Origin of the sequence: Chromohalobacter moromii (genome assembly GCF_023091865.1) — a bacterium.
Lineage (GTDB): Bacteria > Pseudomonadota > Gammaproteobacteria > Pseudomonadales > Halomonadaceae > Chromohalobacter > Chromohalobacter moromii.
Map to the genome: position 1 here is coordinate 136,615 of NZ_JAHXDI010000004.1, position 15,568 is coordinate 152,182.

Below are 15,568 nucleotides of genomic sequence, written 5' to 3' on the forward strand. Positions count from 1 at the left end.
GCACCGTCAAGCCTGATCCAGCTTCTGCTTGAGGAGGCTGTTGACCTGTTGCGGGTTGGCGGTGCCGCGCGAGGCCTTCATGACCTGGCCGACAAAGTAGCCGATCATCTTGCCGCGCTTGGCCTCGTCAGCTTCACGGTACTGGGCGACCTGAACCGGGCTGTCGGCGATGACCTGGTCGATCATGCCTTCGATGGCGCCGGTATCGGTGACCTGCTTGAGTCCGCGGGCCTCGATGATGGCATCGGCACTGTCCGCCTCGCCGTCCCACAGCGCCTGGAAGACCTGCTTGGCGGCCTTGCCGCTGATGGTGTCGTCCATGACGCGCTGGATGAGGCCGCCGAGTTGCTCGGCCGTGACCGGACTGTCGCCGATCTCCAGGTTTTCGCGGTTGAGGTTGGCCGAGAGTTCGCCTTGCACCCAGTTGGCGGCCTGCTTGGCGTCGCCGCAGACATCCTTGACGGCTTCGAAGTACTCGGCCATGGCACGGCTCGAGGCCAGCACGCCGGCGTCATAGGCGGACAAGCCCAGCTGGTTTTCGAAGCGGTGGCGCTTTTCGCTGGGCAGTTCGGGCATGAGCGCGCGCTGGTGATCGACATAGGCACCGTCGAGCGTCACCGGAAGCAGGTCGGGGCAGGGGAAGTAACGGTAGTCGTTGGCTTCTTCCTTGGTGCGCATGCCGCGCGTCTCGTCGCGTTCCGGGTCGAACAGTCGAGTTTCCTGCACGACCTGACCGCCATCTTCGATGAGTTCGATCTGGCGCTCGACCTCGAAGGCGATGGCTTTCTCGACGAAGCGAAACGAGTTGACGTTCTTGATCTCGGCGCGGGTGCCGAAAGCGGCTTGTCCTTTGGGACGCACCGAGACGTTGACGTCGCAGCGCATCGAGCCTTCGGCCATGTTGCCGTCGGAGATGCCGAGATAGGTGACGATGGCGTGCAGCGCCTTGATGTAGGCGACCGCTTCCTTGGCCGAGCGCATGTCGGGCTCGGAGACGATCTCCAGCAGCGGCGTGCCGGCACGGTTGAGATCGATGCCGGTCATGCCGTGATAGTCCTCGTGCAGCGACTTGCCGGCGTCTTCCTCGAGATGGGCGTGATGAATGCGGACGCTGCGCGTCGAACCGTCGTCGAGGGTGATCTCGACCTTGCCGGGGCCGACGATGGGCTGTGCCATCTGGCTCGTCTGATATCCCTTGGGCAGGTCCGGGTAGAAGTAGTTCTTGCGCTCGAACAGCGAGGTCTCGGGGATCTCGGCGTCGACGGCGAGACCGAATTTCACCGCCATCGCCACGGCGTTTTCATTGAGCACCGGCAGCACGCCGGGCATGCCGAGGTCGACGGCGCACGCCTGGGTGTTGGGCTCGGCGCCGAAGGCGGTGGACGCTCCGGAGAATATCTTGGACTGGGTGGCGAGCTGAACGTGGACCTCGAGCCCGATCACGGTTTCCCACTGCATCATGCCATCTCCTTGCCGAATGCCGGACGCTTGAGGTGCCAGTCGGTGGCCTGCTGGAATTGATGCGCCACGCCGAGCAGCTGGGCCTCGGCGAAGTGCGGGGCCAGCACCTGGAGGCCGACTGGGCGGTTACCGGCAAAGCCGGCGGGAACGCTGATGCCCGGAATGCCGGCCAGGTTGACGGCGATGGTGTAGATATCCTGCAGGTACATCGAGACCGGATCTTTCTGCGCGCCGAGGTCGAAGGCCGGCGTGGGGGCGGTCGGCCCCATGAGCACGTCGACTTCGTCGAAGGCGTCGAGAAAGTCCTGGCGGATCAGGCGGCGCACTTGCTGTGCCTTGAGGTAGTAAGCGTCGAAGAACCCTTCGGAAAGCGTGTGCGTGCCGATCAGGATGCGCCGCTTGACCTCTTCGCCGAAGCCTTCGGCCCGCGTGCGCTTGTACAGGTCCTCGAGGTCGGTCGGATCCTCGCAGCGGTGGCCGAAGCGCACGCCGTCATAACGCGACAGGTTGGACGATGCCTCCGCCGGTGCGATGACGTAGTAGGCAGGAATCGCCAGGTGCGTGTGCGGCAGGCTGACTTCACAGACCTTGGCGCCGAGCGACTCGTAGACCTTGATCGCTTCACGCACGGCGGTTTCGACCTCGGGATCGAGACCGTCACCGAAATATTCTTTGGGCAGCCCGATCTTGAGGCCGGCCAGCGAGGTGTCGAGCTCGGCGGAGTAGTCGGGCACCACGCGTGCCACGCTGGTGGAATCGCGAACGTCGTGGCCGGCGATGGTTTCGAGCAGCAGGGCACAGTCGGCGGCGGTGCGTGCCATGGGACCGCCCTGATCGAGGCTCGACGCGTAGGCCACCATGCCATAGCGCGACACGCGTCCGTAGGTGGGCTTCAGGCCGGTAATGCCGCAAAAGGCGGCCGGTTGCCGAATCGAGCCGCCGGTATCGGTGCCGAGCGCTGCCGGTACCAGGCCCGCGGCGACGGCCGCGGCGCTGCCGCCCGAGGAACCGCCGGGCACGGCGCTCAAGTCCCAGGGGTTCTTGACCGGGCCGTAGAAGCTGTTCTCATTGGACGAGCCCATGGCGAACTCGTCCATGTTGGTCTTGCCAAGGTTGATTGTGCCGGCCTGACGTAGTTTTTCGACCACCGTGGCATCGTAGGGAGAGACGAAGTCGTCGAGCATCTTCGAGCCGCAGCTGGTACGCACGCCCTGGGTGCAGAAGATGTCCTTGAGGGCGAGCGGCAAACCTGCGAGAGGGCCGGCGTCGCCGGCTTCGCGTGCACGGTCGGCGGCATCGGCGTTGGCCAGTGCCTGCTCGGCGGTCACGGTAATGAAGCTGTTGAGCTCGCCATCGAGGTGCTCGATGCGTTCGAGTGCCGCCTGGCACAGCTCACGGCTGGAGAACTCGCCTGCTTGAAGACCGGCGGCAAGCTCCGTGAGGGTCTTGTCATGCATGGAAGAATATGACTCCTGATTCGAATCCTGACGAGGATGCTTCACTCGACGACGCGCGGGACGAGGTAAAGACCGTCGGTGACGGCGGGTGCACAAGCCTGGAAGCGTTCTCGCTGACTATGCTCGGTCACCTCGTCGGGACGTAGGCGCTGGGTGGCATCCAGCGGATGCGCCAATGGGGTGATGTCTTGAGTGTCGACGGCCTGAAGTTGGTCGACCATCTTCAGGATGCGGCTCAAGTCGTCGACATAGCCGGTTGCTTCGTCCTCACTCAAGCCGACGCGGGCCAAGTGAGCGGCACGGAGAACGTCTGCATGTTCGATCGCCATATCGTTTGCCTTTTATGGATACTGCGCGGCGCATGTCATCGCCGCGCCAATGAAGGTCTGACGCCGGGGATAACCCCAGAATTTACCATATCTGGCGAGCGCTGACAGGCCTTTGCTTGCCGCGCCATCCCCGCGATGGTACCGTTTGCGTCCGCACAGGGTTCCGGTCTGGACTAGGTGAAAGACTTCCATGTTTAAACGTTTACGGGGGCTTTTCTCGAGCGATCTGTCGATCGACTTGGGAACCGCCAACACACTGATTTACGTGCGCGGTCGCGGTATCGTGCTCGACGAGCCGTCGGTCGTGGCTATCCGCCAGTCTGGCAATATGCGCACCGTCGCGTCCGTGGGGATCGATGCTAAGCGCATGCTAGGTCGTACCCCTGGCAACATTACCGCGATCCGTCCCATGAAGGACGGTGTCATCGCTGATTTTACCGTCACTGAGCAGATGCTCCAGCACTTCATTCGTAAGGTGCATCAAAGTACATTCTTGACGCCGAGCCCGCGTGTCTTGGTCTGTGTGCCGTGCATGTCGACCCAGGTCGAGCGGCGTGCCATCAAGGAATCGGCGGAAGGTGCCGGTGCGCGTGAGGTCTTCCTCATCGAAGAGCCCATGGCCGCGGCCATCGGTGCCGGCCTGCCGGTCGAGGAGGCGACGGGGTCAATGGTCGTCGATATCGGTGGTGGGACCTCCGAGATCGCGATCATCTCGCTCAACGGCGTGGTGTATTCCGAATCGATTCGCGTCGGGGGCGATCGCTTCGATGAGGCGATTACGGCGTATGTGCGCCGTCATTACGGTAGCCTGATCGGCGAGGCGACCGCCGAGCGTATCAAGGAAGAAATCGGGTGTGCCTATCCCGGCGGCGAGCTGCGTGAAATCGATGTGCGCGGCCGCAATCTGGCGGAAGGCATTCCGCGTAGCTTTACGCTCAATTCGCACGAGATTCTCGACGCCTTGCAGGACCCACTCTCGTCCATCGTGGCGGCGGTCAAGAGCGCCTTGGAGCAATCGCCTCCCGAACTGGCGTCGGACATCGCCGAACGTGGCGTGGTGTTGACCGGCGGTGGTGCGTTGCTGCGTGACATCGACAAGCTGATCGCCGAAGAGACGGGCTTGCCGGTGATCGTTGCCGAGGATTCGTTGACGTGTGTGGCCCGTGGCGGCGGCAAGGCGCTGGAAATGATCGACCAGCGGACCTTCGAGTTGCTGTCCAGCGATTGACGCACGCGGGCGCTTGCCATGTTAGCGCCGATACGCTTGCCTGGAAGCCACACGCATCGCGAGTGGCTTCAGGCGTGTGTCCGGTCGTTATGAGTCTTGCGCCCTGTCTGCGGAGGAAGGCTTATTAAACCTCTGTTTTCGCATGGCCCGGTGCCTAGCTATCGTATGTTGCTATGTGCGGTGGCTGCTTTTTCGTTGATGTTCGCGGAGCATCGCCTGCCTTTCATGGACGATGTGCGCTCGCAACTGACCACGGTGGTGGCGCCCGTGCAATGGGCGGTGAGTTGGCCCAGTGAAGGGTTGTCCTGGGCGGCACTGGTCTTTTCGGATCAGCGTGCTCTGGTGGATGAGAACCAGCGTTTGCGCCAGCAGTTGCTGACGCTATCGCATCGTGTGCAGCGCATGGCGAACTTGACGGCGGAAAACGTGCGTCTGCGAGAGTTACTGCATGCCGCGCCGCGTGATGAGGTGCCATATATCACGGCTGAGTTATTGTCGCTGGATTCCGACCCTTTCACCCAGCAGATGGTGATCGGGCGAGGGCGACGTGATGGTGTCTATGTAGGCCAACCGGTAATGGATGCCTCCGGCCTGATCGGGCAGGTCATTGCCGTATCCGCCTATACGAGCCGTGTATTGATGGTGAGTGACGCCAACAATGCAGTGCCGATTCAGATCAATCGCAGCGGGCAGCGTTTCATCGTCCAGGGCTCCGGCAATCTCGATACTCTGAATGTTCTCAATGTGCCGGCGACCGCTGATATCAAGGAAGGTGACCTGCTCACGACGTCGGGTTTGGGCGGACGTTTTCCCGAGGGCTACCCTGTTGCGGAGGTCACGCAGGTCGATAGGGATGGCCAGCATTCTTTCGCGAATGTCGAGGCGCGACCGCTTTCGCAACCCGAGCGCTCACGGCATTTCTTACTGCTTTTTCCCTCACCTGCAGCGGCGGCCGTTACCAGCGACGTCAATATCGAGGCCGCCTTGCACTTGATGGATGGTGGGACGGGAAAAATGCCCAACGAGCTCGAGGAGGCGCGTCAATGATGCGCTTGCCAGGACTTCTCATGATCTGGTTTACCCTGCTGGTGAGCTTGTGCTTGCAAGTCATGCCGCTGCCCGATGCATGGTTGATGTGGCGTCCCAATTGGCTTGGCCTGGCATTGGCTTATTGGTGCATTGCGGCCCCGCAGCGCGTCGGTGTTCTCCATGGTTTCGTGCTCGGCTTACTGCTTGACCTGATCGAGGGCACGCCCTTGGGTCAGAATGCCTTGACGTTGTCGCTGCTTACCTATTTGTGTCTTTTGCTCTATCAACGCCTGCGTGCCTATTCCATTTGGCAACAGGCCGTCCTGCTGTTTGTGTTGCTGGGCTTGATTCAATTGGTCGAGCAATGGCTGCGCACGATCTTCGGCCCAGTTTCTATCCATCTGGCATTCTTGCTGCCCGCGCTCGTAGGCGCTGCCTTGTGGCCGTGGTTGTTCACCATGATGCAAGTATTGCGGCGCCGCTTGAAAATCGTCTGACCCTGTTACCGCGATTCGCGTGGCCTCTGCCACCCAAGCCGTGAGGAAAACCGCATGTCCACACACCAGGGGGCGTCGTTGCGCCTGGCATCGGCCTCTCCGCGCCGCCGTGAACTGTTGGCTTCGATCGGCGTCAAGCTCGAAATATCACCGACCGATATCGATGAGACACCGCGGTCAGGGGAGTTGCCTGCCGCTTATGTTGAGCGCCTGGCACGAGACAAGGCGCAGGCCGGTGCGGTGGGAACGTCGTTACCCACACTGGGGTCTGACACAGCGGTGGTGCTAGGACAGCGTATCCTGGGGAAGCCGCGTGATCGCGAAGATACCGTTGCCATGCTCACGGCGTTGTCGGGCACCACACATGAGGTGATGACGGGTGTGGCGGTGACGGGGCCGTGCGGCATGTTGTCGACCTACGTGACGACCCGGGTGACACTACGCCCGCTCGAAGCGCACGAGATCGAAGCGTACTGGCGTAGTGGTGAGCCCGTCGACAAGGCCGGCGCCTATGCCATTCAAGGCTTGGCGGCAATCTTCGTCGAGTGCATTGAGGGCAGTCACTCCGCAGTGGTCGGATTACCCCTTTTTGAGACCGCCAAGTTATTGACTCGTCAAGGTGTCTCGCTGTGGGGCGAGCGCTTGGCTGTGCCATAATGCCGACAGATAATCTGGTTAGGGGCAACGCATGAGCGGCGAGGTACTGATCAATTTGACGCCCATGGAGACACGCGTCGCCGTGGTCGAGAACGGTGTCTTGCAAGAAGCCTTCATCGAACGCAGCCGTCGGCGTGGCATCGTGGGTAACATCTACAAGGGCAAGGTGGTGCGTGTACTGCCGGGCATGCAGGCCGCCTTCGTGGATATCGGGCTCGAACGGGCGGCCTTCATTCATGTCAATGAAGTCGTTGCGCCGAATGCGAGCATCGATGAACACACCACGATTTCGCACTTGCTCCAGGAAGGGCAGCCGTTAGTCGTGCAGGTCACCAAGGATCCCATCGCATCGAAAGGGGCGCGTTTGACGACGCACCTGTCGGTGCCGTCGCGCTATCTGGTGTATATGCCCGACTCGCCGCATACGGGTGTCTCCCAGCGTATCGAGGATGAGGGTGAACGCGAGCGGCTCAAGACGCTGATCGAAGCCTCCCAGACCGCAATGCAAGATGAAGCGCCGGGAGGGGTGATCATCCGCACGGCGGCCGAGGGTGTGGGGCAGGAAGAGCTGGCGACTGACATGCATTTTTTGTTGCGGCTCTGGCGCAAGGTCGATGAACGTCGCCACAGCGCTACGCCGCCGGCCCTACTTTACGACGACCTGCCGTTATTCATCCGCACGTTGCGCGACGTGTTACGTGCCGATATCGAGCGCGTACGAATCGACTCGCGCGAAAACTACACCAAGCTCAAGGAGTTCGCCAAGGAGTTCATGCCCGATGTCGAGTCGTGTATCGAGTACTATCCTGGCGAGCGCCCGCTGTTCGATCTTTACAGCGTCGAGGACGAGATCCAGAAAGCCTTGGGCCGTAAGGTGCAGCTCAAGTCGGGCGGCTATCTGGTGATCGACCAGACCGAGGCGATGACCACTATCGACGTCAATACCGGCGGTTACGTAGGGCATCGCAATCTCGAGGAAACCATCTTCAAGACCAACCTCGAGGCGGCCACGGCGATTGCGCGTCAACTTCGGCTACGCAACCTGGGTGGCATTATCATCATCGATTTCATCGATATGGAAGAGCTCGAGCACCAACGTCAAGTCCTGCGTGTTCTCGAGAAGGCGCTGGAACGCGACCACGCCAAGAACAAGTTGACCGGCGTGACCGAACTCGGCTTGGTGCAAGTGACGCGCAAGCGTACCCGCGAAAGCCTCGAGCAGACCCTATGCGAGCCTTGTTTGACTTGCCAGGGACGCGGAACGCTCAAGACACCGGAGACCGTGTGCTACGAGATATTTCGGGAAATCCTGCGCGAGGAGCGTGCCTACAGCCCGGAAACCTATATGGTCTTGGCGTCTCAGGGAGTGGTCGATCGTCTGCTCGACGAGGAATCGACGGCGGTGGCGGATCTGGAAGCCTTTATCGGCAAGACGATCCGCTTCCAGGTCGAAGCCCACTATTCCCAGGAGCAGTACGACATCGTGCTGATGTGAGCCCATGAATGCGTTGCGAGGAGGGTGGCGCTGGGCGCTCACGGTCGTGGCAGTAGTACTGAGCATCATCGTGCTGGTACTGCTGGCGGTGCGCGGCCTGGCGACACAGGTCGATACGTTTCGCGACGATATCGAAGCCCAGCTTTCCGAGCGTTTCAGCGCCGATGCCGAGCTCGAGCATATCGGCGCCGATTGGCATGGCTGGGATCCGTCGGTGGCGCTCTCGGGGATGACCTTGCGTGCTAAAGCACCCCAAGCGCCGCCTTTGCTGAGCCTCGAGAGTGCTCATGCGCGTCTCGATACTCTGGGGTCGCTGCGCGCGGGGTATCCCGTTTTCGAAAGGGCCGAGGTCGAACAAGCGACGCTGCACCTCTATCAGCGTGCCGAAGGGGGGTGGGGCTGGCCTTCGGCGCAAGTGCCTGATGAAGTTCAGGCACCGGGCCGCTTTCGCCTCGCCGATATCGACCGTTGGGTTGGCGCTCTTCTGCGTCAGCGTGTCGCCATTCATGACGTGCGCGTGGTGCTGCATGGGCGACAGAACGATGTCACGCTCGTGGCACCGCGCGTGCTGATGGCGGGTGGCGATTCACAGGCCCACCTCGAAGGCCAGATGCATGTCGATGGACAACCGGATGCTGCCTTGAGCGCGGTCCTGGAGGTGCTGCCCGGACGTCGTGGGCTGGGCGCCTTCAATGCCGCCTTGCAAGTTGACGTCAACGCTCAAGGGTTGCGTGCCTTGGGACAGGTGTTGACCGCTCAGCAACGCTACACTCTGAAAACGGTAGAAGGCGATGCCCGGCTATGGGCCCGCTGGCATGATGCCCGCCTCGAGGATGCTCGCCTGCGCTTGTCGCTACCCAAGTTGAATATCAATCGGCGTGATGGCCCGCCGCTGGCGTTCGAGGATATCGGCGTGCGTGCCCAGGCGTTGCGGGATGATGATGGCGGCTGGGATATCTGGGCCAATGGCCTCGTCGCTAAACGCGATGGCGACGACCGCAACGGATCTCCCTTGCCTGACCGACTACAGGCGCGCGTTGAAGGCGCCGACTGGTGGCTGCGCAGCAGTGGTTTTTCCCTGGATGCGCTGGCTGCCTGGGGTGGCATGCTGCCGTTATCCGATGAACATGCACGCATGCTCGAGCAAATGGCCCCAATGGGGAAAGTCGTCGGCTTCGAAGTCGGGCGTCAAGACGGCCGCTGGTTTTCACGCACGGCATTGACGGACGCACGCGTGTCGGCTTGGGATGGCATTCCTGGCGGCGGCCCTTTCAGCGCTTGGGTGACCACCGACAACGCTTCGGGCAGCGTGCGTTTTCGCGATGAGTCGGGCATGGCGCTGGCGTTCCCCGACGTCTATGCCCAGCCGATCGAGGCAAATGCCGCGACCGGGCGTATCGACTGGCAGCGTGACGGCAACGCCTTCGACATTGAGAGCAAGGCGTTGCAAGCTAACTGGCGAGGGGCCGAGGTGAAGGGCACCTTTGCGGTCCATCTTCCACTGGCCGAAGACGTACCAGGACACCTCGATCTTGACTTGGCGTTTTCCGATGCCGATGCGATCGATACACCGCTGCTCGACTGGCTACCCACCCAAGCCATGGACGACGAACTGCTCGATTGGCTGTCGCAGGTCAGTGGGCGTGTCTCGCAAGGGAGTCTGTCGTTATCGCAGACGCTGACCGAACGCGAGGCGCCAGAGGGGCAGATGTTCGTCAATCCCGACGATCGGCTGCAACTGGAATTGGATGTCGAACAGGGCCACCTGCCCTATGACCCTGAATGGCCCGCCCTGGACAACGTCTCTGGACATCTCGACATCGATAATCAATCCCTGGTGGCGCAGGTCGACCATGCTACCAGCATGGGGCTAGAAACCCGCGACGCCCGTGTCCTTATGGTCGGCAAGACGTTGGGTGTGCGCGGGCCGGTCACGGGGTCCAGTCAGGCTTTACTGGATTATCTCGCCGAGGCGCCGCTGGAAGATCTCAGCGCAACTTTCGCCGAGTGGCAGAGTGAAGGCCGCGTCGAGGCCGATCTCGATATGACGATTCCGCTGGCGATTCCCGAGGCGATGAAGGCCGATATTCAGGGGCGCGTCGAGGCCTCGCGCCTGTATCTCGGCATGTTGCGCCTGCCGCTCGAGGACGTTGAGGGTGATCTGCATTATCGCCACCTCAAGGACCAGGATTTGTTGGCTGGTAACGTCTCGGCACGTGCCTTGGGGGGAGGTGTGGATGGCGAGCTGGACATGGGGGGCGAGGGCTTCACGTTCGATGGTCGCGCCAGCGCTGCGGGGCTATTGGCATGGGCGGGGCTGTCGCCGCAGCCCGCGCTTGCCGAGGGCAGCATGCCCTACCGGGCGCGCGTGACCTTCGACGACGAGGACAATGCGAGTGTGCGCGTCACCAGTGATCTCGCAGGGCTGGCGTTGCATCTGCCGGCGCCCTTCGGCAAGGCCGTCGATGCCACGACGCCGCTGGAAGTCAGCGCGGATGTGGCATCGGGTAGCGGTCGAGTGCGAGTGTCGGACTGGGGGCGGTTACGCTGGCGTACGCGAGGCGAACGTTTACAAGGCCAGGCATGGTTGGAGAATTGGCCGGAAGCGCCTCAGTGGCCACAGCAGGACGGTTGGACCGTGAACTGGCAGCCGCCGCGCTTGGATCCTCAACAATGGATCTCGCTGCTGCGCGAACGGGATCTCAATCGGCAAGTCACCGCGCAACCCAAAGGCATGCCGGACGATATATCGAGTGGCACGGGCGAGGGTGTATCGAGCGGTCTGCGGCGTATCGCCGTCTCGACGCCCTGTGTCGTGCTCGATGAACAGTGCCGGGGGGCGTTACAAGCCGATGTCACCCCACTCGAGGAGGGATGGCAACTGACACTGGCGGGCCCGGTTGCAGCGGGAGAAGCGCAGTGGCGGCCAGAGACGTCGCGTCCGTTGGATATTGACCTCGCACGTCTCGACCTCGATACCTTGTGGCCTGCCGAGGGGGGCACCCAAGACGACGGCCAGGTGAGGCTCATCGATGAAATCGCCACACCGCCGGATCCGGTAGCGCTTCCGGATGGCGTGGAAGGCTGGCCCGATGGGCGCTTGCACGTCGGCGAGCTGCGTCATGATGGACAAACCTTCGGTCCGCTCGATGCCGACTGGCAGACCTCATCGCAGCGTCTGGATATCAAGCCGTTGTCGCTGGTGGTCAACGGCGTGACGGCGAGCGGCGAACTGGCTTGGGAAACCGCGGGGCGAGAAGGTAGCCTGACGCGCGCACGGTTGGCCCTGAAAGGTAGCAACCTCGGCGACGCCTTGGTTCGCCTGGGGCAGCCTGAAGTGGTCAATAGCGAAAGCGTCGATCTGAATGCGCGCTTGGCATGGCCTGGCGCGCCATGGCAATTTGCAGTGGAACGCTCGCAGGGTAGCGCGTCGCTGTCATTGACCAATGGGCGTTTTCGGCAGGTCGATTCGGGCCCAGCCAAGCTGGTGGGACTGCTTAATCTGGATAACATCTTCCGTCGGCTGACGTTGGACTTCTCCGATATTACCCAGGAGGGGACGGCGTTCAATAGCGTGAATGGCGAGGCGACGCTGTTCGACGGCAAGCTCGTGACCCGAGGCCCGGTTGAAATCGACGGTTCGGCCACCCATTTTACCTTGCAAGGCGAAGTCGATCTCGTGCAGCGTACACTGAATCAGCGACTGGGTATCACCGTTCCGGTGAGCCAGAATTTGCCGCTGGCGGCCGTGCTCGTTGGCGCACCGCAAGTAGGTGTGGGCTTGTACCTTGCCCACAAGCTCTTCGGCGGCTGGCTCGATAAGGCAACGCAGATACATTACCGCGTGCACGGCCCATGGTCGTCGCCGCAACTAACACTGGAAAGCGCCCGATGAACGCACTCAACGACAGCGCCTTGAATCAGGCGACCTCATTGCTCCTCGCGCCGGGCGGTCTCGACCTGGCGGCGCTAGATACTGGTCTGGGCCACGCCATGGGGCCAGGCATCGACTATGCCGACTTATATTTTCAACGTACCTGGCAAGAAAGCTGGATTCTCGAAGATGGTGACGTCAAGGAAGCTGGCTACAGTATCGATGGCGGCGTTGGCGTGCGCACCCTGACCGGGGAAAAGACCGGCTTCGCCTACTCGAATCAGATCAGTGCCGATGCGTTGGCCGATACCGGGCGTATTGCAGCGGGCATTGCGCGAAGTGGCCAACGCTTGCCACCCCAGGCGGTGCAGGCCGCCATGCCCACGCGGCGCTACGCCGATGTCGATCCTCTGGCGGGGCTTTCCGCCGAGGATAAAATCGCCATGCTCAAGACGGCGGATCGCGTGGCCCGCGCTGCCGATCCACGCGTGACGCAGGTCAGTGCTTCGCTGTCGGGCGTCTATGAGGTGGTGATGGTGCGCGCCAGCGACGGCACGCTTGCAGCCGATATTCGCCCCTTGGTGCGGTTTAACGTCAGCGTCATCGCCGTGCGCGATGGCCGTCGCGAGCGCGGCAGTGCTGGCGGCGGCGGGCGCTATTCGATGGCGCGGCTGCGTGACGAGAATGTGGCGGAGCGCTTCGCCAAGGAAGCGGTGCGTCAGGCCAGGGTCAATCTGGAGGCGGTCGATGCGCCGGCCGGTCAGATGCCGGTGGTGTTGGGTAACGGCTGGCCCGGCATTCTGCTTCACGAGGCGGTGGGGCACGGTCTCGAAGGGGACTTTAACCGCAAAGGCAGCTCGGCTTTCGCGGGGCGTATTGGTGAACGTGTGGCCGCGCCCGGTGTTACGGTCATCGATGACGGGACGCTATCCGACCGGCGCGGATCGCTGAGCGTGGATGACGAGGGTACGCCGAGCCAGCGCAACACGCTGATCGAGGACGGTATCCTCAAGGGGTACATGCAGGACAAGCTCAACGCACGCTTGATGGGTATGGCGCCCACCGGTAATGCGCGTCGCGAGTCCTATGCACACGTCACCATGCCGCGCATGACCAATACTTGCATGCTGGCCGGACAGGATGATCCCGAGGATATCGTCAAGAGTGTCAAGCGGGGCATCTATGCGGTGAGCTTTGGTGGCGGCCAGGTCGATATCACGTCGGGACGTTTCGTGTTCTCTGCCTCCGAGGCTTATTTGATCGAGGACGGTAAGATCACCGCGCCGGTCAAGGGCGCGACCTTGATCGGCAACGGGCCGGAGGTGATGCAGCAGGTATCGATGATCGGTCACGATCTCGAGCTGGACACCGGTATTGGCGTCTGTGGCAAGGAAGGTCAGGGAGTGCCGGTCGGCGTGGGCCAGCCGACACTCAAAATTGACGAGCTCACCGTGGGTGGAACGCAGTCATAAAGCTCGAAGCGGAAAGAGCACCGCTAAGCGGCTGGAAGCTTGAAGACAATGTCTGGCTGCGAGCTTCGAGCGGCGGAGCCGGGCCTTCTAGCTTAGAGGCCGGCGGTTTCGCGGATCAGTTTGAACAGTTTGCGAGCAGTCTTCGGCGGTTTCTCGCGCTGGCGCTCGCTTCTGGCGTTGCGGGTGAGTTGCCGTAGCGTCTGGCGGTCGACCTCGGGGTATTCGGCGATGAAAGCCTCCAGCGCGTCCGCGCTGTCGTCCTCGATGAGCCGGTCGCGCCAGTGCTCGAGACGATGAAAGGCGTTATCGCGTTGTAAGCTTTCTTGCTCGATGGCGTCGAACGTGGCTTGGATGGCCGTAAGGTCTTCGCGGCGCATGACCTTGCCCACGTATTGCATGTGGCGACGCCGCCCTTCGTGGGAGCGGATACGTGAAGTTTCCTCGACCGCGAAGCGCATGTCGTCGGAAAGCGGCAGGCGTGCGCGTTCGGCATCGCTCATGGCGATGATACGCTCACCCAGCGCTTGCAGGGCTTTCATCTCGTTCTTGCGCTGGGTCTTGCTGGGGCGTCCCGCCTCTTCATCGTGCGGGTCGGGGAGGTCGATCGACATTGCATTACCATCATGCTTCGGGGATGACCGTGCAGTATATCAGGCTTCCTCGACAATCCTACCGAGCCCTTGAGCAGTGTCTCGGGCCTTATGAGTACAGGAGTAGACCATGAGCCAGGCCTTCGATGCCGTAGAGCAGCAAGCACGCTTGGAGGCACGCGTCGCGCAGGCCTTGGAATTGGCCAAGCGATTGGGCGCCGATGCGTGCGAAGTGGGCGCCAGCGTGGACCAAGGGATCGAGGTCGGTGTACGCCTGGGTGACGTGGAAAACGTCGAGCTATCCCGCGATCAGGGGATCGCAGTGACCGTTTACGTGGGGCAGCGCAAGGGCAGCGTATCGACATCCGACGCGAGCGATGAATCCTTGCGTGCGGTGGTAGAGAAAGCGTTGGATATCGCGCGCTATACGGCGGAGGATCCGGCCTCGGGCTTGGCCGATGCGGCGTTGATGGCGACGGAATTGCCGGATCTCGGCGTCCATTACCCCTGGTCGCTGAGCACCGACGATGCCATCGAGCTGGCACTGGCTTGCGAGTCCGCCGGTCGCGGGGTCGAGGGTATCGCCAATTCCGAGGGTGCGAGCCTCTCCAGTGGTGAAGGTGTGCGCGTTTACGGCAATAGCCATGGATTTCTGGGTAGTCAGCGCGGAAGCCGCCACTCGCTGTCGTGCATGTTGATCGCCGGTCAGGGGGCGGACATGCAGCGCGATTACGATTATACCTCGGTACGCAATCCGGCGGACTTGGAATCACCCGAAGTCGTGGGGCGGCGTGCCGCCGAGAAGACGTTAGCCCGGTTGGGGGCGACCTCACCGGCGACAGGACGGATGCCGGTGCTCTTTGCTCCCGAGCTGGCCAGCGGCCTGGTGGGAAGTTTCATGGGCGCCATCGCCGGGGGCGCCTTGTATCGCGAGGCATCTTTCCTGTGCGGTCAGTTGGGTGAGACGATCTTTCCTGAATGGTTCACTCTGCGCGAACGGCCTCGCGAATATGGCGCCATGGCGAGCACGGCCTTCGATAACGATGGCGTGGCCACGCGCGATAACGTATTCCTCGACCAGGGGCGCTTGGCGAGTTACATGCTCTCGACGTATAGCGCACGGCGACTGGGAATGACCACGACCGGCAATGCCGGCGGTGCACGCAACCTGCGTATCGACGCGCCTCTCGTCTCGCGGGATGAATTGCTCGCGCAGATGGGGCGCGGCGTACTCGTTACCGAGTTGATGGGGCAGGGCGTCAATGGCGTGACAGGCGATTATTCACGCGGTGCATCGGGATTCTGGGTCGAGGATGGCAAGATTCAGCATCCCGTCGAAGAGTTCACCATTGCCGGCAACTTGCGCGATATGTTCGCCAATCTTCAAGGTGTGGGTAGCGATATCGATACGCGGGGCAGTGTACACACCGGAAGTTGGCTGATCGATGACATGACGGTAGCGGGCGAGTAAAGCGCTCG

At 62.0% G+C, this 15,568-nt stretch carries 12 protein-coding genes; 8 read left to right on the forward strand and 4 right to left on the reverse strand.

Annotated features, from left to right (window positions below; translation table 11 throughout):
• Nucleotides 1–6: 6 nt before the first annotated feature.
• Genes gatB through gatC form a run of 3 tightly spaced genes read right to left on the reverse strand, consistent with a single transcriptional unit; the run spans nucleotide 7 to nucleotide 3,247 of the window.
• Nucleotides 7–1,458: an Asp-tRNA(Asn)/Glu-tRNA(Gln) amidotransferase subunit GatB gene (gene gatB / locus KZO83_RS13535; RefSeq protein WP_035412325.1), complete on the reverse strand. Its 1,452-nt coding sequence runs from the start codon at nucleotides 1,456–1,458 to the stop codon at nucleotides 7–9.
• Nucleotides 1,458–2,918: an Asp-tRNA(Asn)/Glu-tRNA(Gln) amidotransferase subunit GatA gene (gatA, locus tag KZO83_RS13540; protein ID WP_247621185.1), complete on the reverse strand. Its 1,461-nt coding sequence runs from the start codon at nucleotides 2,916–2,918 to the stop codon at nucleotides 1,458–1,460. Before gatA ends, gatB begins: the two co-directional genes overlap by 1 nt.
• Before the next feature lie 41 nt (nucleotides 2,919–2,959).
• Complete coding sequence (gene gatC / locus KZO83_RS13545) at nucleotides 2,960–3,247, reverse strand: Asp-tRNA(Asn)/Glu-tRNA(Gln) amidotransferase subunit GatC (RefSeq protein ID WP_040241878.1); 288 nt, start codon at nucleotides 3,245–3,247, stop codon at nucleotides 2,960–2,962.
• Nucleotides 3,248–3,437: 190 nt separating this feature from the next.
• On the opposite strand from gatC, the gene KZO83_RS13550 reads away from it, so the two are divergent.
• From KZO83_RS13550 to tldD, 7 genes are all read left to right on the forward strand, one after another.
• Nucleotides 3,438–4,475, forward strand: coding sequence for a rod shape-determining protein (locus KZO83_RS13550; protein ID WP_040241875.1), 1,038 nt, complete (start codon nucleotides 3,438–3,440; stop codon nucleotides 4,473–4,475).
• 123 nt (nucleotides 4,476–4,598) lie between these two features.
• A complete protein-coding gene (gene mreC / locus KZO83_RS13555) occupies nucleotides 4,599–5,522 on the forward strand; it encodes a rod shape-determining protein MreC (protein WP_257467242.1) in 924 nt (307 codons plus the stop codon).
• The gene (gene mreD, locus KZO83_RS13560; protein ID WP_418904319.1) at nucleotides 5,522–6,001 is read left to right on the forward strand and encodes a rod shape-determining protein MreD; all 480 of its coding nucleotides are present in this window, start codon (nucleotides 5,522–5,524) and stop codon (nucleotides 5,999–6,001) included. The genes mreC and mreD overlap by 1 nt, the downstream gene beginning before the upstream one ends.
• Nucleotides 6,002–6,055: 54 nt before the next feature.
• On the forward strand, nucleotides 6,056–6,658 hold the full coding sequence (locus KZO83_RS13565; protein WP_247621186.1) for a Maf family protein: 603 nt from the start codon (nucleotides 6,056–6,058) through the stop codon (nucleotides 6,656–6,658).
• Nucleotides 6,659–6,689: 31 nt separating this feature from the next.
• The gene (gene rng, locus KZO83_RS13570; RefSeq protein WP_247621187.1) at nucleotides 6,690–8,153 is read left to right on the forward strand and encodes a ribonuclease G; all 1,464 of its coding nucleotides are present in this window, start codon (nucleotides 6,690–6,692) and stop codon (nucleotides 8,151–8,153) included.
• Between the two features lie 4 nt (nucleotides 8,154–8,157).
• Nucleotides 8,158–12,048 (forward strand): YhdP family phospholipid transporter, encoded by a 3,891-nt coding sequence (locus tag KZO83_RS13575; RefSeq protein WP_247621188.1) that lies wholly within the window; start codon nucleotides 8,158–8,160, stop codon nucleotides 12,046–12,048.
• Complete coding sequence (gene tldD, locus KZO83_RS13580; RefSeq protein WP_247621189.1) at nucleotides 12,045–13,499, forward strand: metalloprotease TldD; 1,455 nt, start codon at nucleotides 12,045–12,047, stop codon at nucleotides 13,497–13,499. The genes KZO83_RS13575 and tldD overlap by 4 nt, the downstream gene beginning before the upstream one ends.
• Before the next feature lie 92 nt (nucleotides 13,500–13,591).
• Here the strand turns inward: tldD and yjgA are convergent, their stop codons facing one another.
• Nucleotides 13,592–14,110, reverse strand: coding sequence for a ribosome biogenesis factor YjgA (gene yjgA / locus KZO83_RS13585; protein WP_247621190.1), 519 nt, complete (start codon nucleotides 14,108–14,110; stop codon nucleotides 13,592–13,594).
• A gap of 109 nt (nucleotides 14,111–14,219) precedes the next feature.
• On the opposite strand from yjgA, the gene pmbA reads away from it, so the two are divergent.
• Nucleotides 14,220–15,560: a metalloprotease PmbA gene (gene pmbA, locus KZO83_RS13590; protein WP_178997120.1), complete on the forward strand. Its 1,341-nt coding sequence runs from the start codon at nucleotides 14,220–14,222 to the stop codon at nucleotides 15,558–15,560.
• The last annotated feature ends 8 nt before the right edge of the window (nucleotides 15,561–15,568 follow it).

Coding starts and splice junctions, on each gene's coding strand:
- rng (WP_247621187.1), top strand. CDS start 6,690: ATGAGCGGCGAGGTACTGATCAATTTGACGCCCATGGAGACACGCGTC.
- yjgA (WP_247621190.1), bottom strand. CDS start 14,110: ATGTCGATCGACCTCCCCGACCCGCACGATGAAGAGGCGGGACGCCCC.
- gatC (WP_040241878.1), bottom strand. CDS start 3,247: ATGGCGATCGAACATGCAGACGTTCTCCGTGCCGCTCACTTGGCCCGC.
- KZO83_RS13575 (WP_247621188.1), top strand. CDS start 8,158: ATGAATGCGTTGCGAGGAGGGTGGCGCTGGGCGCTCACGGTCGTGGCA.
- tldD (WP_247621189.1), top strand. CDS start 12,045: ATGAACGCACTCAACGACAGCGCCTTGAATCAGGCGACCTCATTGCTC.
- KZO83_RS13550 (WP_040241875.1), top strand. CDS start 3,438: ATGTTTAAACGTTTACGGGGGCTTTTCTCGAGCGATCTGTCGATCGAC.
- mreD (WP_418904319.1), top strand. CDS start 5,522: ATGCGCTTGCCAGGACTTCTCATGATCTGGTTTACCCTGCTGGTGAGC.
- gatB (WP_035412325.1), bottom strand. CDS start 1,458: ATGCAGTGGGAAACCGTGATCGGGCTCGAGGTCCACGTTCAGCTCGCC.
- gatA (WP_247621185.1), bottom strand. CDS start 2,918: ATGCATGACAAGACCCTCACGGAGCTTGCCGCCGGTCTTCAAGCAGGC.
- KZO83_RS13565 (WP_247621186.1), top strand. CDS start 6,056: ATGTCCACACACCAGGGGGCGTCGTTGCGCCTGGCATCGGCCTCTCCG.
- pmbA (WP_178997120.1), top strand. CDS start 14,220: ATGAGCCAGGCCTTCGATGCCGTAGAGCAGCAAGCACGCTTGGAGGCA.